The following is a 23824-nucleotide window of genomic DNA, read 5'->3' on the forward strand; positions in this document are numbered from 1 at the left end:
CAAGCGCGCTCCTACAGGAGCGGCTCCGTGAGCCAGGCGAGCTTTTTGGCTCTGGGGAGGCGTTTGATTTCGTATTCAGCGCGGGATGCCGCGGACCGGTCCGGGAACGGGCGGGCACCCAGCAGCTTCACGGGCGGGTTGGCGCGGGTGTAACGCGCGCCCTTGCCGGCCACGTGCGCCGCGTAGCGCGCGTCGAGGTCGTTTGTGATGCCGGCGTACCAGCTTCCGTTTCGGCATTCGATGAGATAGACGTACCACATGGCCACAGCATAATGCCCCGATGAGCTACGACCTTGCCGTGAATCTCCCACTGCGCGCCGCGCCCACCGCCCGGCTGCGCGAGGCGCTGGCCCACTTCCCGCTTGATGATGCCCTGCTGGGCTACCCGGCGCCCGAGGGCGGTCTGGCCGTCCGCGAGGCCATCGCCGGGTGGATGCGCCGGCATAGCGGGTTCGCCGCCGTGGACCCGCGCCGCCTGTTGCTCACCATCGGCGCCCGCCATGGGCTGGTGCTTGCGCTGGAGGAGGCCTGCTCGCCGGGCGACACCCTTCTGATGGAAGACCTGACCTTCCATGGCTTTCGCCTTGGCGTACTGGCACACGGCGTCGTCCCCGCCCCCGTGGCCATGGATGATGAAGGCATGCGGCCGGACGCCCTCGAGGAAGCCGTGCACCGGACCGGCGCGCGCGCGGTCTACGTGCAGCCCACCCTGCACAATCCCACCACGGCCACGATGTCGCTGGCCCGCCGCGAGGCCATCGTGGCCGTGGCACGCCAGCACGACCTGACCCTGATCGAAGGCGACGTCTACGCCGCGCTCGGCTGGCAGGGTAGCGAAGCGCTATCTGCCCTGGGCGAACTCGCACCCGAACGCGTCCTGCATGCCGGTGGCATGGGCAAGGTGCTCGGGCCGGGCCTGCGTATCGGCTGGTTGCTGGCACCCGACGATGCGGCGCACCGCCGCCTGACGGAATCCCTCCAGTTGTCGACGGATGGCCTGGCCCCTTTTCTCCCCGCGATCGTGGCCGGCTGGATGGCCGACGGCACGGCCGACGGGTTGCTCGACACCCTCGCCGCCTCCATGCGCGACCGCAATGTCCTGGCGCGCGAAATCCTCGGTGCCTCGTTGCGCACGAACGGTGGCATGCATACGTGGCTACCCCGCGAGGATGCCGATGCGGTTTACGAGCGCGCGCGGAACGCCGGCGTGCTGGTGACCCCGCCGGTGCCGTTCAATGCGGGTGGCGGCGCAGGCCGTGGCTTGCGCGTATGCCTTGGCGCCGAGGAAGGGCCCGGACGGCTCGAACAGGGCCTCGCGGCGCTGGCAGCGGTGCTCTAACCCTTCTTTACCGCGGTGAGCTTTTCCAGCGCCTTGCCCACGGCGGCAAACGCGAACGCACCCGTCACGTGGGTAGCCGCGCCAAGGCCGCCACCGCAATCGAGCTTGAGCGCGTCGCTGCCGGGCGGGCGCACGCCGCAAACGCTGCCGTCGGCTTGCGGGTACTGCACGTTCTGCATGGAGTAGACCGCCGACACACCGAAGAAGCGATCGGGGTTGCGCGGGAAGTTGTACTCCTGGCGCAGCCGCTTGCGGATCATGCTGAGCATGGCGTCGTGCTCGGTACGCGAGAGGTCGCGCACCCGGATGGCCGTCGGATCGGTGCGGCCGCCTGCGGAGCCCACGGTGACGAGCGGCAGCTTGCGCCGACGGCACCAGACGATGGTCTCGAGCTTGACCTTCATGGCGTCGCAGGCATCGATCACCACGTCGTAATTGCGGTCGAGCAGCTCTTCCAGCGACGACGGCGTGAGGAACCGCTCCATCGCTTCAAGGCGGATCGTGGGATTGATGGCGTGCGCCCGCTCCGCGATGACACCGACCTTGGGCTTGCCGTATTGGCCATCGAGCGCATGGAGCTGGCGGTTCGTGTTCGACAGGCAGATGTCGTCGCCATCGATGAGCGTCAGCCGCCCAATGCCACTGCGAGCCAGGGCCTCGGCGGCCCACGAGCCAACGCCGCCAATGCCGATGACGCAAACGTGTGCGTTGGCGAGGCGGTCCAGGGTGCCGCGGCCGTACAGCCGCTCGATACCAGCGAATCGTTCGGCCTGGGCCGTGCTCACGTGAATCTCGGGGTGGGGTTGGGTGTGCATTATCTCATATTGAAACAACAGGCCTGTCCGCTATGCTGGCGGCCACGCTAAGCCATGGAAATTCGATGCGCACGCTGCTCCTTGTCGTGCTGGGCCTCGCCATTGGCGCGATGGGCGCCACGTTCGCGATCTCGGCCCTGCGCCAGGGCACGCCGTTCCACGATGGCGTGATGGCGGTCATGCAGCACCATATGGGCGCGCTCCGGGCCAACGTGCGGGCGAACCAGTGCGATGCCAAGGTCTCGGCCACCCGCCTGGGGCGGATGCGCCAGGAGGCCGGGGATATCGGCGAGGCCTTTCCGGGCATGGATGCCGGCTTCAGTACCGCGGCCCGCACGCTGGCCACTGCCCTGGACGACGCCGTGGCGGCCGGCCCAGGCACCTGCGAGGCCCTCACGGCCGCCCTGAAACCGGTGGGCGAAGCCTGCTCCGCCTGCCACCAGCATTACCGCTAGGCCCGCCGTCCCATGTCGATGCCCAAGCCGGACGAACAGCCGCCGCCGCGCCAGCCGTACCTGAAACTGCAGCTGTGGCTGCTGCTTCGCGCGCTGGCCCGGTTCGAGACCACCATGTGGCTGCGCACCCGGTATTCGCAGCCAAAGATGGTGGCCATCGGGGTGGTCGGCAGTTTCTCGCTGGCCGTCTACTACCCGGTGTGGGCCTACCTGTTCCCGCAGCCCTACGAAAACCTGCCCATGCGGCTGGCATGCAGCGCCACGTTCATTCCGCTGGCCCTGCTGCCCTGGTGGCCGCGGCGCCTGCGCTCCTACCTGCCGACGTACTGGTACTTCGCCATGACCGTGGCGATGCCCTTCTTCGTGGGCTATATGACGCTGCGCAATGCCACACCCCCCTGGCTCATGACCCACATGGCCTGCGTGATGCTGCTGATGATGCTGTTCGATATCGCGAGCTTCGCACTGGTGTTCAGCGTGGGCAGCATCCTGGCCGGCGTGGCTTTCGCCCTATCGCCCGGCGCGCAGCTCCACGCACAGACCATGCTCGAATACGTCCCACTGCTGCTCTTTGGCATCGTGGGCGGCGCGACCTGCACGGTTTCTTCCACGATGGCGGATCAGAGCCGCATCGATGCGCTGACCGCCACGTCCAACAATATCGCCCACGAACTCCGGACGCCGCTGGGCTCCCTGCGCATCGCCGCGCGCGCGGTGGCCCGCTATATGCCCGACCTGATCCGCAGCCACCGGCTGGCCGAGGGCGAGGGGCTGGCCGTCCCCGAGATGCGCGCCCAGAACCTGCATGCCCTGGAGCGCAGCATCGGCGTGATGGAGCGCGAGGTCACCTACGCCAACACCATCATCGACATGCTGCTGCTTTCGGCCCGGCCCATCGGCGAGGTCCCCCTGACCCCGCTGGCCGCCCGCGAGTGCGTGGAGCAGGCCCTGCGTCGTTTTCCCTACGGCTCCCGGGCCGAACGGGAACGGATCACCCTCTCCCCGACCGGAGACTTCCCCCTGCTCGGGGAGGAGACCCTGGTGGTCCATGTGCTCTTCAACCTGCTGCGTAACGCCCTGTTTCATACCGACCGTGCGGGCAAGGGCGAGATCAAGGTATATATAGAAGCAGGCGAAAACGGCAATCACGTCAGGGTCCACGACACCGGCCCAGGCATCCCGCCAGACGTACTTCCCCGTATTTTCAATCGTTTCTATTCGTACTCCAGCGATAGCGCCGGTACAGGAAACATTACGGGCCTCGGGATAGGTCTCGCTTTTTGTCGCGCGGCGATGGAGCATATGGGCGGAGGCATCGTTTGCCGTACCAATCTGGGTGAGTTCACTGAGTTCACCCTCACTTTCCCGATTACGGAGGCCGGGGCCCGGCAGTGATGACTCTGAACTCGCAGGGCGATATCCAGCCCTTCCATTTCCCGACGACCACCGTCCTGGTGGATGACCACGAGGAATACCTCGACGTCGTCCCGTTGCTGCTCGACCCCATGGTCCGGGTACGCACGTTCAGCTCGCCGCGCAGCGCCCTGGCCACCCTGGGCAATAACGGCAGCCGCCCGGTGCCTGGCGGCGGCTGGCTCTACCGGTGGAAGGATCGCCCCTCGGAGACCCAGGAACTGGTCGCGCTGGATATCGACTCGATCCACCGCGTCGTCTACGACCCGGAGCGCTTCGCGGAAATTTCCGTGGTCGTGGTCGACCAGGCCATGCCGGAAATGGATGGCATTACCTTCTGCAAACGCCTGCCGAATCCGCATATCGGCAAGATCTTGCTGACCGGCCGCGCCGATGACGCCACCGCCATCGATGCGTTCAACTCGGGCGTGATCGACCGCTTCATCCGCAAGAACGATCCCCTGGCCATCGAAAAGCTGCAGACCGCCATCGTCGAGCTGCAGCGGCGGTACTTCGAACGCGCCAGCGCGTTCGTGGCGGAGACCCTGGCGCTGGGCAACTTCCGTTTCCTGCGCGACCCGGCGTTCCGCGATGTCCTGCAAAGCGTGACCGCAACGTTCCAACCGGTGGAGTGCTACGTGCACTGCAACCCCACGGGCCTGCTGCTGGTCGATGCGTGGGGTATCGGGCGTTTCCTGCTGGTGCAGACGGATGAGGATCTCCGCACGCACTACGAGATCGCATCCGACCTGGGCGCCCCCTCGACCGTGCTCGAGGCCCTGCGCAGTGGCGAGGCCCTGCCCTGGTTCAACTCCCGGGACGGCTTCTACCACAAGGGCGTCGAAAATCCCGAGTCGCACCTGTACCCCGCCACGGCCGTCTCCGGCGAGCAGTGGTACTACTACGCCCTCATCGACGACGTGGAGCGCTTCCGCCTCCAGCACGTCAAGTCGTACCGCAGCTGGCTTCGCGAACAGGACCTGAGCCTGTCCGCCGACAGCCGCCCGCGCTTTATCTGACCCAGACCCTAACGACGCGTCGCTGACACCCGTGGTGCCGGATCCACCGGCCCCAACGGGTGCGCGTGCCTATATGCTCGTGGCGTGATCGCTGCGGCGGCTGGCTCTGCCCGCGCGATCTTCTTCAACCTGGCAGGGCTCGCGCCCAGGCCCCCTGGCCGGCGCGGATTGCCTCTCTCGTTTTACGCGCCTGCCCCAGGCGAGGCCGGCGCGCGCGTGTCGTCGTCAGACGGCGCCGTGGATATCGCCTGTCCTTAAAACCAACGAGAGAGCCCATCATGGAAAACGTTTCCGTCCTGCACCCTATTGCGCGCGCTCCGCAGCTGCCTGATTTCGTCCAGCGTCGCGTAGAACGATTTCACCGCGAACGTGTCGCGATCGACTGGGGTGGTCGTCACATTTTGCGCGGTCGCAAGCCGGGCCGCGGCGACCTCATGCTGCAGAGCAATGACTATCTCAGCATCGCCGGCCATCCGGCCATCGTGGAGGCTCAGCGCGAAGCGCTCGCCACAGGCGGCCTGGGCATGATGATGTCCGCGCTGTTCCAGCAGGATGCGGATGAGCCGCTGCATCGCACCGAGAGTGAGCTTGCGCGCGCCGTGGGTAGTGAGGATGGCATCCTCGCGCAATCGGGCTTCGCCGCCAACGTGGGCCTCATCCAGTCCATCGCAGGTGAGCGCGTGCCCGTCTACGTCGACATGCTAGCCCATGCGTCGTTGTGGGAAGGCATTCGAAGTGCGGGGGCCAAGGCTGTTTCCATCCTGCACAACGACGTGCAACACCTGGAACGGCAACTGCTGCGCAACGGCCCCGGCGTGATTGTGGTCGATAGCGTGTACAGCACTAACGGCAGCCTGGCCCCCTTGCGCGACATTGCGGACCTCTCCGCCGCGCACGGGTGCGTGTTTGTCGTCGACGAATCCCATTCGCTCGGGACACACGGCGTGCGTGGCGAAGGCCTCGTTGCCAGCCTCGGCCTGAACGATCGCGTGCACTTCATCACCGCCAGCCTCGCCAAGGCCTACTGCTCGCGCGCAGGGTTCATCGCCTGCACCACACGTTTCAAGGATTATTTCGGTTGCGAGGCACTGCCGGCGATCTTCAGTTCATCCCTGTTGCCGCACGAACTCGCCGGGCTGTCGGCGTCGCATCGCGTCATCCAGGGCGAAGGCTGGCGGCGCCAGCGCCTGCGTGACGTGACCCGCCACGTGCGGCGCGAACTCACCGCCATGGGTTATCCCATCGGCGACGGGACCGAACAGATCATCGCCTTCGAAGCCGGCCAGGAGATACTCACCGGCCATGTACGCGACGTGATGGAGACGCACGGCGTCTTCGGTTCGGTGTTCAGTGCGCCAGCGACGACGGTGAACCGTTCACTGCTGCGGCTCACGCTGAATGCCGGCATGGACGATGGCGCCGTACAGCACCTGCTTGATGCCTGCCGCGACGCACGTGACGATATGGACCTGCCGGCATGGAGTGCCACCCGGCGCCTGCGCAAGGAAGAAGCACGCGCCGCGGCCGAGGTGGCGTGATCGTGCGTGGTGCGCGTCCGTTGCCTAGCGCAGCGTGACGCGCCCACGCAGGATGTCCCAGAACATCACCCAGTCACCCATCAAGCTATACAGGGGGTGCTTGAATGTCGCCGGGCGATTCTTCTCGAAGACGAAATGGCCGATCCACGCAAAACCATACCCACCGACCGGCGCCAGCCATAGCCACGCCAGGGCGCCGGTCGACATGGCAAGGAGGATGGCAAGGAGCACTAGCAGGCTCCCTGCGAAATGCAGCCGACGGCAGCGCACATCGGCATGTTCACCGAGGTAAAACGGATAGAACTCACGAAACGAGGCAAAGGTGGCCATGGCGGGCTCCGCGTCAGTACGTGGGCAGGGGAATCCTTTCGTGCTCATCGCCGGGCACGACCGGGAAGCGCCCTGCTTTGGCTGACCAATCCGCCTTGGCCGCTTCGATCAGCTCGTTCGAACTGGCGACGAAATTCCACCACAGATGGCGCTCGCCATCGAGGGGCGCACCGCCAAACAGCATGATGAGCGAATCTTCCATGGCCTCAAGTACGGGTGGCTCGCCATCGTGGGCGACGGCCATATCGAGGGCGCTCAATGCAAGCCCGCCAAAACGCGCGGCGCCTTCTACGACATAAGCGCCCCACTCCGCATGCTGCGGCGGCATCGGCAGGCGAGCGCCCTTGTCCAGCCGCGCCTCGACAAAAAACATGGGGGCGAACACGCGCACGGGCGATTCCACACCGAACGCGTCTCCCGCGATTACCACGAGGCGACCGCCCTCGACCTCCACCTTCGGCAGCTCGGCGGATGCATGGTGATGGAACTCCGGATCCATCTGCTCGTGAGTCTTCGGCAATGCCACCCACACCTGGATGCCATGGAGGGTCTGGCCGTGGTGGCGCTCGTCCGGCGGCGTCCGCTCGGAATGGACGATGCCGCGCCCGGCGGTCATCCAGTTCACGTCGCCCGGGTGGATATCGACCAGGCTGCCGAGGCTGTCGCGGTGGCGAATCGCGCCGGCGAACAACCAGGTCACCGTGGCCAACCCGATATGCGGATGCGGGCGCACATCCATGCCGCTGTCTTCGCGGAAGTCCGCGGGCCCCATCTGGTCGAAAAACACAAAGGGGCCGACATGGCGCGCTTTAAGGTGAGGCAACATGCGCCTCACCTTGAAACCATCGCCGAGATCGCGCTGCTTGCCGTCGATGAAATCAGTGGTCATGGCGGTGCTCCGTTGAACAGGCACGCAGCGTAACGCATACGCACCAGCACGCCTTGCATCTTCGGCGGCCCGCTCAGTCCAGCCACTCGCCGATGCGGATCGCGATGCGCGCGGGCATCTTCATCCACGCGAAGTGATCGGCCTTCGCCCCCGCAAGGTCGTCGCTACCGATGACACCGACGGTACGCCGGGCACCCGGCATCTTGTCGAGCAGGAAGAGAAGTGAAGACTCGGGGCCCAGCCAGTCATCGCCAAGGCGAAGCGCCAGCACCGGGGCGCGCTGGCCACGCAGCGCCGCTTCCAGATCCACGGACATGCCGCGTGCGGCATAGCGCCCGGTTCGCCCGCTGCGCGCCCAGTCAGCGATCACACCGCGCGCTTCGTTGCCGCCAAAACCAATCTGCCGCCCCGGAAGCCGGCCGACGAGATGAGCCAAGAGGGGGGCCGCCACGTACGCAAGACCTACCCAGGGGCGGAAGCGGCGCCAATAAGGTGCGCCGCTCGCCACCAGGACGATGCCGCGCAACGGCACCTCGGTGATCGAGGCCAGCAGGGTCGACAGTTGCCCACCCAGGCTATGGCCACCCAGGAGCACCGGGGTATCGGGAAACGTCGCCGTCAATGCGGCCAGGCTCACTGGCAGGTCGTCGGTCAGGAGGGTCTGGTAGCCCCAGTTGTGCCGACGGCCAGCCCGGCGGTCACTGGAACCATGGCCCCGCCATTCATGGACGGCTACGGCGATGCCGAGACTTGCCAGGGCCTGGGCGAGCGGCTCGTAGTGGCGGGCGGAGACACCCAGCGCCGGCACCCAGAGCAGCGCGGCTCGCGGCACCCCAGCGGGGCGAAACAACAGAAGGTCGGCGCGCGCGCCATCGGCCATGCGCAGCGGCAGCACCGCGCGCACCCCGTCCGCGACAGGATCAGTCATGCGTTTCCCGGGGCCGGGCTAAGGAAAAGGCTCCTCCAGCGACAGGGGGCTGGAGGAGCCAAGGTTCTTACAAGGCGGGCTGGGCAAGCCAGCCGCGAAAGGCCTTACTTCGGCACGACGTTGTCGGCCTGCGGGCCCTTCTGGCCCTGGGTTACTTCGTACTCGACCTTCTGGCCTTCCTGCAGCGACTTGAAGCCGTTGCCCTGGATGGAACGGAAATGCACGAAAACGTCGGGGCCACCACCGTCCTGGGTAATGAAGCCGAAGCCCTTAGCATCGTTGAACCACTTCACCGTACCTGTTGCCATCACACACACCTCTAGACTCGCACTCGAAAACCCGGCTCGAAAAAGCCGGCGACTTACTGGGCATGCAGGACCGGGTGAGGCGATGGAGCGTGATCATCGAACGCGCGCACATCGGGCCACTCTCGTGACCGCGCAAACACAGTACGACCGATCATAACCACATTCTTCAAGGATTCTGTAGGGGAATGCCTACACGGAACGTTTTTTTGACGCCGATCACGCACATAGACGTGAAAGAAACGCGAAATCGACGACTTTCTTCCCGGCGCCCGGCTTTCGACGGCACAAAAAAAGAGCCCGGCTTGCGCCGGGCTCTTCGTACAGCCTGGTGTCAAAAAGGCTTACGCCTTGTTGACTTCCTCAGCCTGCAGGCCCTTCTGGCCGTTCACGACCTTGAAGGAGACCTTCTCGCCTTCGGCCAGCGACTTGAAGCCGTTGCCCTGGATGGCGCGGAAGTGGACGAAAACGTCCGGGCCGTTCTCACGCGAGATGAAGCCGAAGCCCTTCGCGTCGTTGAACCACTTCACGGTGCCGATTTCACGATCCGACATATGTAACACTCCAAACGGAATAACTAATTGAATAACCAGCAATTTTGATTAAATTGCCGCTTACTGGTGTGCAAGGAAACGCGAGGAGCGAAGCGATGTGGCAGATCCGTGATCAGCGGCATCGGGTCAACGGAACTCTATGACCCCGGCAAACACAGCGGGCGGATCATACCCGTCCCAGCGCAAAATAGCGATGGAGCACTTGTCTTCATTCCCGTTTCTGCTAACGCAATAACGTTACGTTCACCCGTGATCGGGCAAATCGTTGGTCGCGTCGCACCCCCCGGTGCGATTTCCGACCACCGCTGAACCATCGCTCCGCAAAGGGGGACTGACACCATGGCAACCATCCTCAACCGACTCGCCCCGCTGGCCTTCTGCGCCCTGGCCCTCGCTGCCTGCTCGGACAATAAGCCCAAGCCCGCGACCACCCAGACGGTAACGGCCACCCCCGCCACCTCATCGAAAACGAAGACCGCCACGACCAGCGTGACCAACGTGCCTGGTACGAAGGCCTCCAGCGGCACCGCGGCGACCAAGGGCGGCCCGCTGCCGAACAGCACCGGCATCGCCGCCTGTGACGAGTACCTCGCCAGCTACAAGAGCTGCCACCTTGCAGCCGGCATCTTTGCCCGTGACCAGATCGAGCCTCGCTATGAAATGATGCGCGAGAGCCTGCTGCGCCAGTCCCAGGACCCGGACATGCGCGACCAGTTGCAGAACCGCTGCACCTCCCTGGCCAGCCAGCTCAAGGACGCCCTGCACGGCAAGTCGTGCGCGGATACCCCGGCGCCCGCCTCCACCCGCTGATCAGCACGCGCAGGCGAGCTTTAGCTGGCTACGCAGCCCCTTGGGTTGCGTAGCCTCGATCGCGACCCGCGGCGTGCCATGCCACGCCGCGCATTCGACGATGGCCTGCGCCACATCCTCAACGAGCGCGGGCGTGATTGCCACGCCATCTTCCAGCCAGACGCCCAGCACCTGGAACAGGCCATCGTTCCGGTGCGCTTTCGCGTCGAGACGCCCGATCAGGCGCCCCCGATGCAGTATGGGAAGCACGTAATAGCCGAACTGGCGCCGCGGCCCCGGCGTATAGCTTTCCATCGTGTACTCGAAACCGAACAGATCCTGCGCCCGGGCGCGGTCCCATACGACCGGATCGAAGGGTGAGAGCAACGCGGTGCGCGTCGCACGTAGGGCATTCAGCGTGGCCTTCGCAAGCAGGTCCGCATGATCGGCATGGACGTAGGCCGGCTCACTCCAGCCCTCGACGTCGACGCGCAACAACGTGCCCTCACTTACCAGCGGCTGCAGCTCCGCATCGGTGACGCGCGGCTTGAGCCGGAAGTAATCCGCGATCCAGCGCGAACGCGTGATGCCCAATGCACGCACGCTACGGGCGATGAACCATGCGCGCACGGTCGATTCTTCAAGCGCACCCTGTGGTGGCACGGGCCAGCGTGAGGTGACGCGCTCGGCGAGGTCGTAAACCCGCTGGAAGCGTTCTCGCCGCAGCACCATCAACTGGCCGAGAGCAAACCATGCCTCAAGCCATTTCTTCTCAGGTTTCCAGCCCCACCAGCCTTTGCTCCCCGGCGTTTCCCGTTCGAAATCAGCAGCGCGCAGCGGGCCCTCGACGCGAATACGCTCGAGCAGCGCATCCATGTCCACACGCGCTTCGGCATGCGTGCGCTCAGCCATCCGTTGCGCCCAATGCCCTGCCCGGCCCAGCCGGTAATCGCGGTGATAATGGAACTCGTCCGACGGGATGAACGAGGCCTCGTGCGCCCAGGTTTCGGCAAGATGTCCGTCGGCGAGGGCATCGTCCAGCCACGCTTGCGGGTAGGTACCGAGCCGCGAGAAGAGCACCATGTAAGGGCTGCGCGCGACCACGTTGATGGTGTCGATCTGTAGCAGGCCCATGCGCGCGATGGTCGCCGTAACGTCCGCCTTGCGTGCCTTGCGGGTGCCTCGGCGCAGCAGGCCCTGGGCCGCGAGGTGGAGCAACTGGGCAGCACGCGGCGTAAGCCGGATCACGTTGCCTGTCGAGGTCCCGTCGGATACGCGTGACGCCACGGTGGAGGCCTTATCGCAGTTGGGCCACCATTAAATCGTCCCTTGCTAGCGTCGGCAATGAGTCGGGCGCCCTGTGCCCCGATGCCCAACCACGCTAACGAAAGGAGGCCTTTCGATGAAGATGCATGTACGCGCCGTCACCCTCGGCGCCTCGCTGCTGCTGGCAGGCGCGGCGTTCGCCCAGACCGCCCCCGCCGACCAGACGACACCGCCGCCTCCGCCGTCGGCCCAGCCGCTCCCCACGAACCAGGCGCCGCTGCCTCCGCCGCCCCCGGGCGAGGCCACGCCGCCGCCCCCGCCTGCGGATAACCCGGGCATGCCGCCGCCGGCAGCTGCCGCGCCGCCGCCCCCGCCCCCGCTTCCGCCCCCGGGCGGCGACACCGGCACCACCGGCATGACCAGCGGCACGTCCATGAACACCGCGCAGGGTCAGGTCCAGGTCAACAGCGGGCCGGCCGCCCCGAAACCGGCAGGCCCAGCTCCTGACTTCAAGACGCTCTCGGGTGGCAAGGCGTCGATCACGCCGGAACAGGCCTCGGCCTATCCGTTGCTAGCCAATGATTTCCAGTACGCCGATAGCAACCGCGATGGAAAGATCAGCGCAGCTGAATACAAGAAGTGGGTCGCCCATTCGGGCGCCGGGCAGTAAATGAGGCCACGCGGGGGCGGCGGTGTCGCCCCCGCATTTTTTTGCTGAACGTGCGTGTGTTTGCACGTTCTTCACACATGCACGGCGGATACACTCCCGGCTCGCCGCACAGGCAGCACCCCAGGGAGAACCACCGCATGAACCGATTCCGCGCCGCCGGCGCCCTGGGCGCTATCGCCTGCCTGCACGTCGCGCAAGCGTATGCACAGAATCCGAGCCCGATGGATATCCGGGCATGCTCGGCCATCGAAACCGATTCGCAGCGGCTGCTCTGCTACGACAAGGCGGTGGGCCGCACGCAGATGCCGCAGGCGGTGAAAAAAGAAGATGCCAAGGGCCAATCCGTCAGCGTCGATCTCGCCACGCGGGATTCAGGCGATGTGGCACGCCCCCTCTCACTTCTCGACAGCCGCTGGGAGCTCTCCCCGGAATCGAAGCTGGGCACCCTGAACCTGCGCGGTTACAAGCCGACCTACGTCTTGCCTTTCTTCGGTACGACCAACCAGAACGACACGCCGCACAGCCCTTCGCCAGACCATACGGTTAGCACCCCACAAGAGCTGGATAACGTCGAGGCGAAGTTCCAGATCAGCCTGAAGACCAAGGCCGTCGAGAATCTGTTCGGCGATAACGGCGACCTCTGGGTGGGATACACCCAGTCGTCCCGCTGGCAGGTCTACAACAAGGACAATTCGCGGCCGTTCCGCGAAACGAACTACGAGCCCGAGGCCCTGCTCGTGTTCAGCACGAACTACAGCATTCTTGGCTGGAACGGGCGCCTGGCGAGTATCGGCATCAACCACCAGTCGAATGGACGCGCGGATCCGCTGTCGCGCAGCTGGAACCGCGTGGTCGCCGATGTCGGTTTCGAGCGCGAAGGCTGGACGGTGATGCTGCGCCCGTGGTGGCGCATCCCGGAAGCACGCAAGGATGACGACAACCCGGATATCGAGGATTACATGGGCCGCGGCGAGATCCAGGTGGTCCACGAGGTGGGCCGCAACGAGTTCGCACTGACGGCGCGCCACTCGTTCCGTACCGGCGATCGTTCACACGGTTCGCTGCGCGGCACCTGGAGCTTCCCGGTGGTGAACAACCTGCGCGGTTATCTCGAGGTGTTCAATGGGTATGGCGAAAGCCTGATCGATTACAACCACCGGGCCACGTACCTGGGCGTAGGTGTGTCACTGCTCGATTGGTATTAAAGCCTCGCCATTCTCCGTAGGAGCCCACCCTGTGGGCGACGCCGTTCGCGGAAGAGCCACAGAATCTGTGTGTTATCGCGAAAGATGTCGCCCACAGGGTGGGCTCCTACGGGGATCGGGCCACCTTAGTGGTGGTGACCACCTTCGCCGTGAACGTGGCCGTGCGAGATCTCTTCTTCGCTGGCTTCACGCACGTTGGTGACTTCGACGGCGAAGTGCAGGGTCTGGCCGGCGAGCGGGTGGTTGCCGTCGACGGTGACGTTATCGCCTTCGATCTTCGAGACGGTGACGTTGATCGAGCCCTGGTCGTTGCGGCCCTGGAACTGCATACCCACTTCGAGGTTGTCGACGCCCTGGAACGCCGCCTTCGGCACGACCTGGATCAGTTCCGGGTGGCGCGGGCCGTAGCCCTCCTCCGGCACCACGTCGACCTTGAACTGGTCACCGGCCTGGCGACCTTCCAGTGCCTTCTCCAGGCCCGGGACGATATGGCCTTCGCCGTGGATGTAGGCGAGCGGCTCGCGACCTTCCGAGCTGTCGATGACAGTGCCCTGGTCGTCGGTCAGCGTGTAATGGAAGGAAACGACGTTGCGATTGCCGATCTGCATGAATTTCTCGCTCTGGGAGGGGGGAAGGAAGGCGTGAATGGGCCTTCGTGCCCGTTAAGGCTAGGGGACCGGCCTTCCGGGTGCAAATCGGCGGCCTCCCCGGATGCTGCGGCGCAACCCGCCAGATCGGCACAATCTGCTAATTTCACGGGCTTTCCCCTACCCCCACGGCGCGCCACAGGGAGCCCCATGTTCGACTGCATTCTGATCGCCAATCGCGGCGAAATCGCTTGCCGCGTGATCCGGACCTGCCGCCGCCTGGGCATCCGGACCGTGGCGGTGTACTCCTCGGCCGATGCCGATGCGCAGCACGTCCGGCTGGCCGACGAGGCCTGGCCGATCGGTGGTCCACGCCCCGCGGAGTCGTACCTGCGCGGCGAGGCGATCATCGAGGTAGCAAGAAAAACCGGGGCGCAGGCGATCCACCCGGGTTACGGCTTCCTCTCGGAAAACACGGATTTCGCCCGCGCCTGTGCCGCCGCGGGCATCGCTTTCATCGGCCCGCGGCCGGAGAGCATCGACGCGATGGGTTCCAAGGCCGCCGCCAAGGCGCTGATGGAAAAGCACGCCGTCCCGCTCGTGCCCGGTTACCACGGCGAAAACCAGGACCCTGCGCACCTCGCCGCCGAAGCGCAGCGCACGGGCTTCCCGCTGATGATCAAGGCCGCCTCGGGCGGTGGTGGCAAGGGCATGCGTATCGTGCGCGACGCCGCCGGCTTCACCGAAGCCCTGGCCTCGGCCCAGCGCGAGGCTGCCAATGCCTTCGGCGACACGCGGGTCATTCTCGAACGATACGTCGAGCATCCCCGCCACATCGAATTCCAGGTGTTCGGCGATACGCACGGCAACATCATCCACCTCAACGAGCGCGAATGCTCCGCCCAGCGCCGTTACCAGAAGGTGCTGGAAGAAACCCCGTCGCCGTTCCTCGATACCGCCCGCCGCGCCCGCATGGGCGAGGCCGCCGTGGCCGCCGCACGCGCGGTCGATTACGTCGGTGCCGGCACCGTCGAGTTCATCGTGGGCCAGGATGGCGAGTTCTTCTTCATGGAGATGAACACCCGCCTCCAGGTGGAACACCCTGTCACTGAGGAAACGCTGGGTCTCGACCTCGTGGAATGGCAATTGCTCGTGGCGTCCGGCGAGCCGCTCCCGCTCGCCCAGGCCGAGGTGAAAGCCCACGGCCACGCGATCGAAGTCCGCCTCTATGCCGAAGACCCGGAAGCGAATTTCCTGCCGGGCTCGGGCAAGCTGCTTGCCCTGACGTTGCCGACGCCGTCGCGCCATGTCCGCCTCGACGGTGGCGTGATCGCCGGCGATACCGTGACGATCTTCTACGACCCGATGATCGCCAAGCTCATCGTGTACGGCGAGGATCGCGCCGATGCACTCGAACGCCTGCGCGCCGCCCTCGCGCATACGGAAATCGTCGGCCCCAAATCCAACATCGCTTTCCTGGAGCGGCTCATCCGTCATCCGGTGGTGGTCGAAGGCCGGATCGATACCGGCTACCTCGATCGCCATCTCAACGAATTCCTCGCGGGTGAGACGAAAGCGGCCGATACCGAACGGTTCGCCGCCGCGGTCGCCATGCTGATGGCGGATGAAGCCGAACAGCGCAATGGTGAGCAGGATCCGCACTCCCCCTGGGGTGGCGCGGATGCCTGGCGCCTCGGCCACCCGGGCAAGCGCGTCGTCGCGCTCATGGAGGGCGATACGCGCCACGAGATCGACGCGCACGGCCACGCAGGCCACTATGTGCTGCGCCAGGGCGAGGCTGAAGCCACCGTGGCTGGCGCACGCCTTGGCGATGGCGCGCTTTCCGCGCGCTTCAACGAACACGCCCGGCGCGTCCCGCTCGCTGTCGCGGGCCCGCGCGTCCGCGTGCACGACGAACAGGGCCGCCGCTGGGCGTTTGAGCGCGCACCTGCCTTTGCGTGGGCCGGCGCCTCCGCCGACACCGCCCGCCAGGTGGTCGCGCCGATGCCCGGACGCATCGTGCTGGTGCGGGCAGCCGTCGGCGATACGGTCGAAGAAGGCCAGGAACTGCTGGTCATGGAAGCGATGAAAATGGAGCTGGCCTTGAAGGCACCGCGTGCCGGCCGCATCGAAGCCATCTCGGCCGCGCAAGGCGATTTCGTGGACGCCGACAGTGTCCTCGTCCGCTTCGCCGAATCGGCCTGACTGGAGCCCGCATGAACGCCTCGAACCACGTACGTATCGTCGAAGTCGGCCCGCGCGATGGCCTGCAGAACGAAAAAGCCATGCTACCCGCCGCGGTCAAGATCGAACTAATCGATCGCCTGTCGGAAACGGGCCTCCTGACCATCGAAGCCACCAGCTTCGTCAGCCCGAAGTGGGTGCCGCAGCTGGCCGATGCCGCCGAGGTGTTTACCGCGATTCGCAAGGCGCCGGGCGTGGTGTATCCCGTGCTGGTGCCAAACCTGCAGGGTTACGAGCGCGCACGCGAGGTTGGTGCCACGGAAGTGGCCGTGTTCACCGCGGCCTCCGAAGCGTTCAACCAGAAGAACATCAACGCCACCATCGATGAATCGATCGACCGGTTCATGCCGGTACTGGAACGTGCGCGCGCCGATGGCGTCGCCGTGCGCGGTTACGTCTCCACCGTGCTCGGCTGCCCTTACCAGGGCGAGGTACCGGTGGCCGACGTGGTCCGGGTGGCGAAGCGCCTGCACGAGCTGGGTTGCCACGAGATTTCGCTGGGCGACACCATTGGCGTCGGTACGCCGGCCAGGGCGCGCGCCATGCTGCGCGCCGTCGCTGGCGAGGTGCCCATGGCCGCGCTGGCGGTGCATTTCCACGATACCTACGGACAGGCCCTGGCCAACATCCTCGCCTGCCTCGAAGAAGGCGTGCGCGTGGTCGACAGTGCCGTCTCCGGCACCGGCGGCTGCCCCTATGCGAAGGGTGCCACGGGCAACGTCGCCAGCGAGGACGTGGTGTACATGCTGCATGGCATGGGCATGACGACCGGCGTGGACCTCGACAAGCTGGTGCAGACCGGCGCATGGCTTGCCGCGCAGTTGGGCAAGGAAACCGCGAGCCGGGTTACCCGGGCTCGCACGGCGGCCTGAGGCAACCGGCGATCACCGTAGGAGCCCACCCTGTGGGCGACGCCGTTCGCGTCACCGCCGCAGGGCCTGAGCCCCGACGCGAAAGATGTCGCCCACAGGGTGGGCTCCTACGATGCGATCGTGCGTCGGGCGGTGACGCCGTGCCCTCTCGCATGGCAGCATCGGAGCATGGCCTCCCCAGACCCCCTTCTCCGCCCCATTGAGCCCCGCGACGACCCCCAGGTCGCCGCGGTCATCCGCGCCGTCATGCCCGAGTTCGGCGCGGACGGCCCTGGCTTCGCCATCCATGACCCCGAGGTGGACCACATGTCCGCCGCCTACGCCGGTGGACGGAAGGCGTACTTCATCGTGGAGATCGACGGCAAGGTCGTCGGCGGTGCCGGCATCGCCCCGCTCGACGGCGGGGATGCGGAAACCTGCGAACTGCGCAAAATGTATTTCCTGCCCGCCGCTCGCGGCACCGGCGCGGCCTCCCGGCTGATGCGGCTGTGCCTGGATGCGGCGCGGCGCGAAGGCTTCACGCGCTGCTACCTCGAAACGCTTACCGGCATGGACGCGGCGCAAGCCGTTTACCTGCGCCACGGCTTCACCCGCATCGACGCGCCCATGGGCGGTACCGGCCACTTCAGCTGCGACCGCTTCTACCTGCGGGCTCTCAACGATGGCGATCTCATCGTGGCGCCGAAGCCGCCTTCACTGGCCTTCGCGATCGACGATCCGGCGCAGAAGGATGTCCTGCCACTCATTGAGCAGTTGCATGTGTACCTCTCTGACCTAGGCCACCAGCCGGCATCGCCCGCGGTCACCGTGGAAAGCCTCCAGCGCCCGCACGTCACCTTCATGACGGCACGCGTGGACGGCACCCCGCTCGCCTGCGGCGCAGGCCTCGATCTCGGTGACTACACCGAACTGAAATACATGTACGTGCTGCCCGCCTGCCGCGGCATGGGCCTCGGCAAGCAGATGCTCGAAGCGCTTGAAACGCAGGTGCGTCACATGGGCGGCAAGCTGGTCCGCCTCGAAACGGGCACGGGCCAGCTGGAATCGATCGAACTCTACGAACGCTCCGGCTATCGCCGTTGCCCGCCCTTCGGCGATCATCGCGCCAGTTCCGCCAGCATCTTCATGGAAAAGCCCCTGTGATCCGTATCGCCACCGAAGCCGACGCCGCCGCGTGCCACGCCATCTACGCGCCGATCGTCGAAACCAGCGCCATCACGTTCGAGACAGAGCTTCCCGGTGAAGCCGCGATGCGCGAGCGCATCCGCACGCGCCTGCAGAACCACCCCTGGCTGGTGTGGGAAGAAAACGGCGAAGTCATCGCTTATGCGTACGCCGGCCGATTCCGCGAACGCGCGGCGTACGACTGGATCGCCGAGACCTCGATCTACGTGCACGAGAAGGCGCGCCGCCGCGGCATCGCACGCAAGCTCTACGGCGTGCTGCTCGATGCCATGCAACGCCAGGGCATCAACCAGGCCGTGGGCGTCATCACCCTGCCCGGCGATACCAGCGTCGCCATGCACGAGGCCATGGGTTTCGCCCCCGCCGGTGTGTGGCCGAAGGCCGGCTACAAGCTCGGCCAGTGGTGGGATGTGGGCGTGTGGAGCAAGTTCATGAGCGAACCGGCGGTGCCGCCGGTCCCCGTCGTGCCGTTCGCCCAGCTGGCCGCCCAGGGCGGCCTGGACGACCTCCTGGGCTAACCCCTCCCTATGTAGGAGCCCACCCTGTGGGCGACATCTTTCGCGTCACGGCTCAAGCCCTGCGGCGATAAGGCGAACGGCGTCGCCCACAGGGTGGGCTCCTACGGCATTTATGCGGCGGCGCGGCAGCGGTTGCCACGCCGCCTCGGCTAAACTCGGCGTTTTCACCCCGCATCCCCGGAGTTTCCATGCAGCTTGATCAGGTCAAGGCCGTCATTACCGGCGGCGCCTCCGGCCTCGGCCACGCCGTGGCCCAGCGCCTCGTCGCCGCCGGTGCCTCGGTCGCCCTCTTCGACGTGAACGAAGAGAAGGGCCAGGCGGCCGCCGCCGCACTCGGCAAGCACGCCAGCTTCCAGCGCACCGACGTCACCTCCGAAGACGGTGTCGCCGCGAACGTGGCTGCCGCGGCGCAGGCCATGGGTGGCCTGAATCTCGTCGTGAACTGCGCGGGCATCCTCGGTGCCGGCCGCGTGCTCGGCAAGGAAGGCCCGATGCCGCTTTCCACCTTCGCCACCACGGTCATGGTGAATCTTGTCGGCAGCTTCAACGTGGCCAAGGCCGCGGCGCAGTTGATGCAGGGCAATGCAGCTGGCGAAGACGGCGAGCGTGGCCTCATCGTCAACACCGCGTCCGTCGCCGCCTACGAAGGCCAGATTGGCCAGGCCGCCTACTCGGCCTCGAAGGGTGGCGTGGTCGGCATGACGCTGCCGATGGCGCGTGAACTGTCGCGTTTTGGCATCCGCGTCAACACCATCGCCCCGGGCATTTTCTGGACCCCGATGGTCGACGGCATGCCGCCGCAGGTACAGGAATCGCTCTCTGCTTCCATTCCGTTCCCGTCACGCCTGGGCAAGCCGGAAGAGTTCGCCGACCTCGTCGCGTTCCTTATCGGTGCCCGCTACGTCAACGGCGAAACCATCCGCCTCGATGGCGCCGTGCGCCTCGCCCCGAAGTAATCCCATTCCACACACAGCACCGGCATCGAAGCCATGAAAGCATCTGACGTTAAGAAGGGTAATGTCGTCGAACACGACGGCACCGTGTACCAGGTCCGTGATATCGAACGCAGCTCGCCCAGCGCGCGCGGCGGCAACATCACCTACCGCTTCACCCTGTATTCCATCCCGGGCAGCCGCAAGTTCGACCTGAGCGTGCGTTCGGAAGACGACCTGAAGGAAGTCGACCTCGCCCGCCGCCAGGCCAAGTTCTCCTACATGGATGGCGAGGCTTTCGTCTTCATGGACGACGAGGACTACACCCAGTACACGCTCGATGCAGCCGTGGTGGGTGACAACGCCGGGTACATCGTCGAAGACGCCGAGGGCTACTACGTCCAGGTCATCGACGACGCCCCCGTGGGCCTGCAGGTACCCAGCAGCGTCGTACTCACCGTGGTGGATACCGCGCCCGAACTGAAGGGCTCGAGCGCCACCAAGCGCAACAAGCCCGCCAAGCTCAGCACCGGTATCGAAATCCAGGTGCCGGAGTACATCACCAATGGCGAAAAGGTGACGGTGAACACCCTCACCGGCGAGTTCTCGGGCCGCGCCTGATGAACCGCGCGGGACGGAATGCTTCCACGCTTCCGTCCCGCGGTTTTGCTTGCACTCCAGTCAGGATGGTTGCGGCACAATCACAGGCCCACAGGAAGGGCCCTATTTCGCCACCATGAGCCACGGTTACTCGCTTCGCGCCAGCGTCATCGATACGCTGATCCGGACGAAGCGTCCCGATGTCCCCATGCGCGTCGCGCTGCGCAATACGGCGGCGGTCGTGCTGCCGCTGGCGCTCGGCATCTATTTCGGCTTTCCGCAGGTCGGCATCGGTATCGCCGCCGGCGCGCTCGATACGATGTTCTCGGACCAGCCAGGCCCCTACCAGCAGCGCCTCAGCCGCTTGTTCCTGGCGGCGCTCTCTGCGGGCGCCGCGGGGCTGGTCGGCTTCCTCATCGGCAGCCACGTGCTGCCCATGGCGCTGGCCTGCATCGTCTGCGGGTTCTTTGGCGGCATGCTCGTCGTGTTTGGCCCCGACCTCGCGCGCGTGGGCATGACCAGCATGCTGCTGTTGGTGATCTGCGCCGCGGTACCTACCGATTGGCGCGGCGGCCTGGCGGGCGGCAGCCTCATCTTTGCGGGCGGCATGCTGCTCGCCGCTTTTTCGGTGGCCGCGTGGCCGCTGCAGCGTTACCTGCCCGAGCGCCGTGCGCTGGCGGGCGTCTTCCGCGGACTTGCCGACCTGGCCCGCCAGCCCTTGCGCGATGGCGATGCGCCAGGCCTCACCGAGGCAATGAACGACCTGCAAACCACCCTGCTCGGCCGGCACCACGCGCGAGGCCGTGCCATGGAAGCCTTCCGCGTCTTGCTTGAACTGGCCGAACGTATCCGCCTGGAACTCGTGGCCATGGCGGAGCTGGAAACGCGCCGCGATGGCATGGGCGAAATGTTCCGCACCGACGCCGCGCGCGTGCTCAGCGCGACCGCGGCGGCACTCGATGCCGCCGAGCCCCCCGAACGCGCGCAGCGCGCGCTCGCCACGCTGCAGGCCAGCGAGCGGGCCCTGCTCTCGGCCGGCGCCACGGGCATGGGCCTCACGGCCCATATCCAGGCGCTGTCCGGCCAGCTGGCCGCCGTGGTGCGTAACACCAACTGGGCGGGCAGCCGCGGTGAAGAACGCGCCCAACGTGAGGAAACCACGTTGCCGGAAACCCTGCGCAGTACCTCGCCCTGGGCCACGATCCGCGCCAACCTGACCCCTCATTCGGTCGCGTTCCGCCACGCCGTGCGCTGCGCCGTGGTGCTCACGCTGGCCTTCGTGCTCTCGCGCTACTTCGCCCTGCCGCATGGCTATTGGCTGCCGATGACCGCCGCCATCGTCCTGCGCCCCGATTTCGCCGCCACGCTCAATTTTGGCTTGCTGCGCGTGGTCGGCACCATCCTGGGCCTGCTGCTCACGACCTTCCTCCTTCGCCTGACCCCGGATGATCCGTGGGCGCACATCACCGTGATGGCCGCCCTCTGCGTGGCGTTCCGTTACCTGGCCGGTGCGCATTACGGCATTGCCGTCGCGGCACTGACCGGTACCGTCGTGGTGCTGCTTTCGTTTGAAGGCGTGGATCCATTCAACGCCATGTCCGATCGCGTGCTCAACACCGCACTAGGTAGCGCACTGGCGCTGCTTGCGTACGTGCTGTGGCCCTCGTGGGAGCGCAACCGCGCACGCACGGCGCTATCGGAAATGCTTTGCGCGTACGCCGATTATCTTGACGCGCTGGTCGTGCCTGCCGACGCGCGCAAGCGCCACGAAGTACGCAGCGCCACTCGCACCGCACGTACCAACGCACAGGCCTCGGTCGACCGCATGCGCGCCGAACCCGGCACGCCCGCCCTGCTCCAGGAGCTGGCCGAGACGCTCTACGCCAACGGCAACCGCGTCGCGCGTACCGGCATGACGCTGGAAGCGCTGATCGAAGCCGGCGAGGTACCCGCCGAATGGGAACACGTGGGGCCCTTCATCAAGGAAGCCTCAAGCGAACTGCGCCGGTTTGGCCTGGCGCTGGTCCGTGCCGACCCGGTCGACATTCCTCCTGGCTTGCGCGAGCACCAGCGCACGCTGGTGGAGGCGTTGTCGCGCACGCCGGATCGGGCCTTGGCCGAGGCCATTGGGCGGCTTACTGATCGGCTTACCGATAACGTGGACACGATTGCGCACGTTGTTAACCGGCGGAGCAGCGCTCCGGCCTGATCGCGCGGCAAGCGCCCATGTTGCACCGCCAGAGGCGCCCGCCCCGGCACAGGCCTACACTCGGGCCATGCTCAAGATCGACACCCACGCGCACATCCTGCCCCGGGACTGGCCCGATCTGGCGAGCCGTTTCGGCGATGACCGGTTCCCGGTGATGACCCATAGCGGTGGCCACCACCGGATCTACCGGTGCGGCAAATTCTTCCGCGAGGTGTGGGAATCCGCCTTTGACATGGACCACCGCATCCAGGATTACGCCCGCTTCGGCGTCGGCGTGCAGGTGGTGTCCACGGTGCCCGTGATGTTCTCGTACTGGGCAAAGGGCCACCAGGCCCTGGAGCTGCACACACACCTCAACGACAGCATGGCCGCCGTGTGCGAGGCGCGCCCGCGCCACTACGCAGGCATCGGCACCGTGCCGTTGCAATCGCCCGACCTCGCCATCCGCGAAATGGAGCGCTGCATCGGTGAACTCGGGCTGCAGGGCGTGCAGATCGGCTCGCATTGCAACGACTGGAATCTCGACGCGCCCGAGCTGTTTCCTTTCTTCGAAGCGGCTGCCGACCTCGGCGCGGCCGTGCTCGTGCACCCGTGGGACATGATGGGCACGGACACCATGCCCAAGTACTGGATGCCCTGGCTCGTCGGCATGCCGGCCGAGCAAACGCGCGCCGCATGCGCCCTGATTTTTGGCGGCGTGCTCGAGCGCCTGCCCGACCTGAAAATCATGCTGGCCCACGGGGGCGGCAGCTTCCCCTACACCATTGGCCGCATCGAGCACGGCTTCCGCATGCGCCCGGACCTCGTGGCGACCGACAATGCCCGCAACCCGCGCGAATATTTCCAGCGGCTGTTCTTCGACTCCTGCGTGCACGATGACGCCGCGCTGCGCTACCTGTTAGGCACCGTCGGCACGAACCGCGTCATGCTGGGCACCGACTACCCCTTCCCCCTGGGCGAACAGGAACCCGGCAGCGGCATCGAGGCGCTCGGCCTCGACGACGCCGACCGCGCCCGCCTCTTCCACGGCACCGCGCTGGAATGGCTGGGCGTCCCCCTGGCCCGGTTCCAGCCCGTAGCCGCCGTGGCGTGACGCGGCGCACATCGCTTTGCCGGTCCTCCTGCGATCGATATGCCAAAATGGCAGCACTTCCAGGGGGAA

Annotated in this window: 25 protein-coding genes and 1 pseudogene; 17 read left to right on the forward strand and 9 right to left on the reverse strand. The window is 66.2% G+C overall.

All coding sequences use genetic code 11. From position 1 onward, the window contains the following. Positions 1–11 precede the first annotated feature (11 nt). Positions 12–260: a GIY-YIG nuclease family protein gene (locus L2Y96_RS15075; RefSeq protein WP_247327912.1), complete on the reverse strand. Its 249-nt coding sequence runs from the start codon at positions 258–260 to the stop codon at positions 12–14. A gap of 20 nt (positions 261–280) precedes the next feature. On the opposite strand from L2Y96_RS15075, the gene L2Y96_RS15080 reads away from it, so the two are divergent. Further along, entirely contained in the window at positions 281–1339 is a 1059-nt protein-coding gene (locus L2Y96_RS15080) for an aminotransferase-like domain-containing protein (RefSeq protein WP_247327914.1), read from the forward strand. Here the strand turns inward: L2Y96_RS15080 and tcdA are convergent. Then, positions 1336–2154: a tRNA cyclic N6-threonylcarbamoyladenosine(37) synthase TcdA gene (tcdA, locus tag L2Y96_RS15085; protein WP_425492428.1), complete on the reverse strand. Its 819-nt coding sequence runs from the start codon at positions 2152–2154 to the stop codon at positions 1336–1338. The two genes, L2Y96_RS15080 and tcdA, sit on opposite strands and share 4 nt — an antisense overlap. 65 nt (positions 2155–2219) lie before the next feature. Between tcdA and L2Y96_RS15090 the strand changes: the two genes are divergently transcribed. From L2Y96_RS15090 to cqsA, 4 genes are all read left to right on the forward strand, one after another. Next, on the forward strand, positions 2220–2609 hold the full coding sequence (locus L2Y96_RS15090) for a cytochrome c (protein WP_247327918.1): 390 nt from the start codon (positions 2220–2222) through the stop codon (positions 2607–2609). A 12-nt stretch (positions 2610–2621) separates the two neighbouring features. Beyond that, positions 2622–4004 carry a sensor histidine kinase gene (locus L2Y96_RS15095; protein WP_247327919.1) on the forward strand — a complete coding sequence of 461 codons (1383 nt, stop codon included), beginning with the start codon at positions 2622–2624 and terminating at the stop codon, positions 4002–4004. After that, positions 4004–5041: a response regulator gene (locus tag L2Y96_RS15100; RefSeq protein ID WP_247327920.1), complete on the forward strand. Its 1038-nt coding sequence runs from the start codon at positions 4004–4006 to the stop codon at positions 5039–5041. Before L2Y96_RS15095 ends, L2Y96_RS15100 begins: the two co-directional genes overlap by 1 nt. Before the next feature lie 278 nt (positions 5042–5319). Further along, a complete protein-coding gene (gene cqsA, locus L2Y96_RS15105; protein ID WP_247327922.1) occupies positions 5320–6579 on the forward strand; it encodes an alpha-hydroxyketone-type quorum-sensing autoinducer synthase in 1260 nt (419 codons plus the stop codon). Positions 6580–6603: 24 nt separating this feature from the next. Here the strand turns inward: cqsA and L2Y96_RS15110 are convergent, their stop codons facing one another. The 5 genes from L2Y96_RS15110 to L2Y96_RS15130 form a co-directional block, all read right to left on the reverse strand. Next, positions 6604–6909 (reverse strand): Mpo1-like protein, encoded by a 306-nt coding sequence (locus L2Y96_RS15110; protein ID WP_247327925.1) that lies wholly within the window; start codon positions 6907–6909, stop codon positions 6604–6606. 13 nt (positions 6910–6922) lie between these two features. Further along, positions 6923–7798 carry a pirin family protein gene (locus L2Y96_RS15115; protein WP_247327928.1) on the reverse strand — a complete coding sequence of 292 codons (876 nt, stop codon included), beginning with the start codon at positions 7796–7798 and terminating at the stop codon, positions 6923–6925. A gap of 73 nt (positions 7799–7871) precedes the next feature. Further along, positions 7872–8726, reverse strand: coding sequence for an alpha/beta hydrolase family protein (locus L2Y96_RS15120; RefSeq protein WP_247327931.1), 855 nt, complete (start codon positions 8724–8726; stop codon positions 7872–7874). A 104-nt stretch (positions 8727–8830) separates the two neighbouring features. Continuing rightward, positions 8831–9034: a transcription antiterminator/RNA stability regulator CspE gene (gene cspE, locus L2Y96_RS15125; RefSeq protein ID WP_216161052.1), complete on the reverse strand. Its 204-nt coding sequence runs from the start codon at positions 9032–9034 to the stop codon at positions 8831–8833. A gap of 341 nt (positions 9035–9375) precedes the next feature. After that, on the reverse strand, positions 9376–9585 hold the full coding sequence (locus L2Y96_RS15130) for a cold-shock protein (RefSeq protein WP_046967385.1): 210 nt from the start codon (positions 9583–9585) through the stop codon (positions 9376–9378). A gap of 339 nt (positions 9586–9924) precedes the next feature. Between L2Y96_RS15130 and L2Y96_RS15135 the strand changes: the two genes are divergently transcribed. After that, positions 9925–10395, forward strand: a complete 471-nt coding sequence (locus tag L2Y96_RS15135; protein ID WP_247327933.1) for a hypothetical protein — start codon at positions 9925–9927, stop codon at positions 10393–10395. On the opposite strand, the gene L2Y96_RS15140 is transcribed toward L2Y96_RS15135, so the two are convergent. Beyond that, a complete protein-coding gene (locus L2Y96_RS15140) occupies positions 10396–11661 on the reverse strand; it encodes a winged helix-turn-helix domain-containing protein (RefSeq protein WP_247327936.1) in 1266 nt (421 codons plus the stop codon). 115 nt (positions 11662–11776) lie between these two features. Between L2Y96_RS15140 and L2Y96_RS15145 the strand changes: the two genes are divergently transcribed. Further along, entirely contained in the window at positions 11777–12310 is a 534-nt protein-coding gene (locus L2Y96_RS15145) for an EF-hand domain-containing protein (protein ID WP_247327937.1), read from the forward strand. A 137-nt stretch (positions 12311–12447) separates the two neighbouring features. Next, the gene (locus L2Y96_RS15150) at positions 12448–13515 is read left to right on the forward strand and encodes a phospholipase A (RefSeq protein WP_425492429.1); all 1068 of its coding nucleotides are present in this window, start codon (positions 12448–12450) and stop codon (positions 13513–13515) included. Positions 13516–13640: 125 nt separating this feature from the next. On the opposite strand, the gene L2Y96_RS15155 is transcribed toward L2Y96_RS15150, so the two are convergent. Then, the gene (locus tag L2Y96_RS15155) at positions 13641–14123 is read right to left on the reverse strand and encodes an FKBP-type peptidyl-prolyl cis-trans isomerase (RefSeq protein ID WP_247327938.1); all 483 of its coding nucleotides are present in this window, start codon (positions 14121–14123) and stop codon (positions 13641–13643) included. Between the two features lie 189 nt (positions 14124–14312). On the opposite strand from L2Y96_RS15155, the gene L2Y96_RS15160 reads away from it, so the two are divergent. The 9 genes and pseudogenes from L2Y96_RS15160 to L2Y96_RS15200 all read left to right on the forward strand — a co-directional run bounded on the left by L2Y96_RS15160 (position 14313) and on the right by L2Y96_RS15200 (position 23755). After that, positions 14313–16307 carry an acetyl/propionyl/methylcrotonyl-CoA carboxylase subunit alpha gene (locus L2Y96_RS15160; protein WP_247327939.1) on the forward strand — a complete coding sequence of 665 codons (1995 nt, stop codon included), beginning with the start codon at positions 14313–14315 and terminating at the stop codon, positions 16305–16307. An 11-nt stretch (positions 16308–16318) separates the two neighbouring features. After that, positions 16319–17218: a hydroxymethylglutaryl-CoA lyase gene (locus L2Y96_RS15165; RefSeq protein ID WP_247327940.1), complete on the forward strand. Its 900-nt coding sequence runs from the start codon at positions 16319–16321 to the stop codon at positions 17216–17218. Positions 17219–17386: 168 nt separating this feature from the next. Beyond that, positions 17387–17875, forward strand: a pseudogene (locus L2Y96_RS15170) (GNAT family N-acetyltransferase); the annotation flags it as partial. Between the two features lie 183 nt (positions 17876–18058). Next, the gene (locus L2Y96_RS15175) at positions 18059–18361 is read left to right on the forward strand and encodes a GNAT family N-acetyltransferase (RefSeq protein ID WP_247337060.1); all 303 of its coding nucleotides are present in this window, start codon (positions 18059–18061) and stop codon (positions 18359–18361) included. After that, the gene (locus tag L2Y96_RS15180; RefSeq protein ID WP_247327941.1) at positions 18358–18921 is read left to right on the forward strand and encodes a GNAT family N-acetyltransferase; all 564 of its coding nucleotides are present in this window, start codon (positions 18358–18360) and stop codon (positions 18919–18921) included. Before L2Y96_RS15175 ends, L2Y96_RS15180 begins: the two co-directional genes overlap by 4 nt. Before the next feature lie 188 nt (positions 18922–19109). Beyond that, positions 19110–19877: an SDR family oxidoreductase gene (locus tag L2Y96_RS15185; RefSeq protein WP_247327942.1), complete on the forward strand. Its 768-nt coding sequence runs from the start codon at positions 19110–19112 to the stop codon at positions 19875–19877. Positions 19878–19910: 33 nt separating this feature from the next. Beyond that, the gene (gene efpL / locus L2Y96_RS15190; protein ID WP_247327943.1) at positions 19911–20474 is read left to right on the forward strand and encodes an elongation factor P-like protein EfpL; all 564 of its coding nucleotides are present in this window, start codon (positions 19911–19913) and stop codon (positions 20472–20474) included. 115 nt (positions 20475–20589) lie between these two features. After that, positions 20590–22662 carry an FUSC family protein gene (locus tag L2Y96_RS15195; RefSeq protein WP_247327944.1) on the forward strand — a complete coding sequence of 691 codons (2073 nt, stop codon included), beginning with the start codon at positions 20590–20592 and terminating at the stop codon, positions 22660–22662. Between the two features lie 67 nt (positions 22663–22729). After that, positions 22730–23755: an amidohydrolase family protein gene (locus L2Y96_RS15200; protein ID WP_247327945.1), complete on the forward strand. Its 1026-nt coding sequence runs from the start codon at positions 22730–22732 to the stop codon at positions 23753–23755. Positions 23756–23824 lie beyond the last annotated feature (69 nt).

The organism is Luteibacter aegosomaticola (assembly GCF_023078475.1).
GTDB classification, from domain to species: domain Bacteria; phylum Pseudomonadota; class Gammaproteobacteria; order Xanthomonadales; family Rhodanobacteraceae; genus Luteibacter; species Luteibacter aegosomaticola.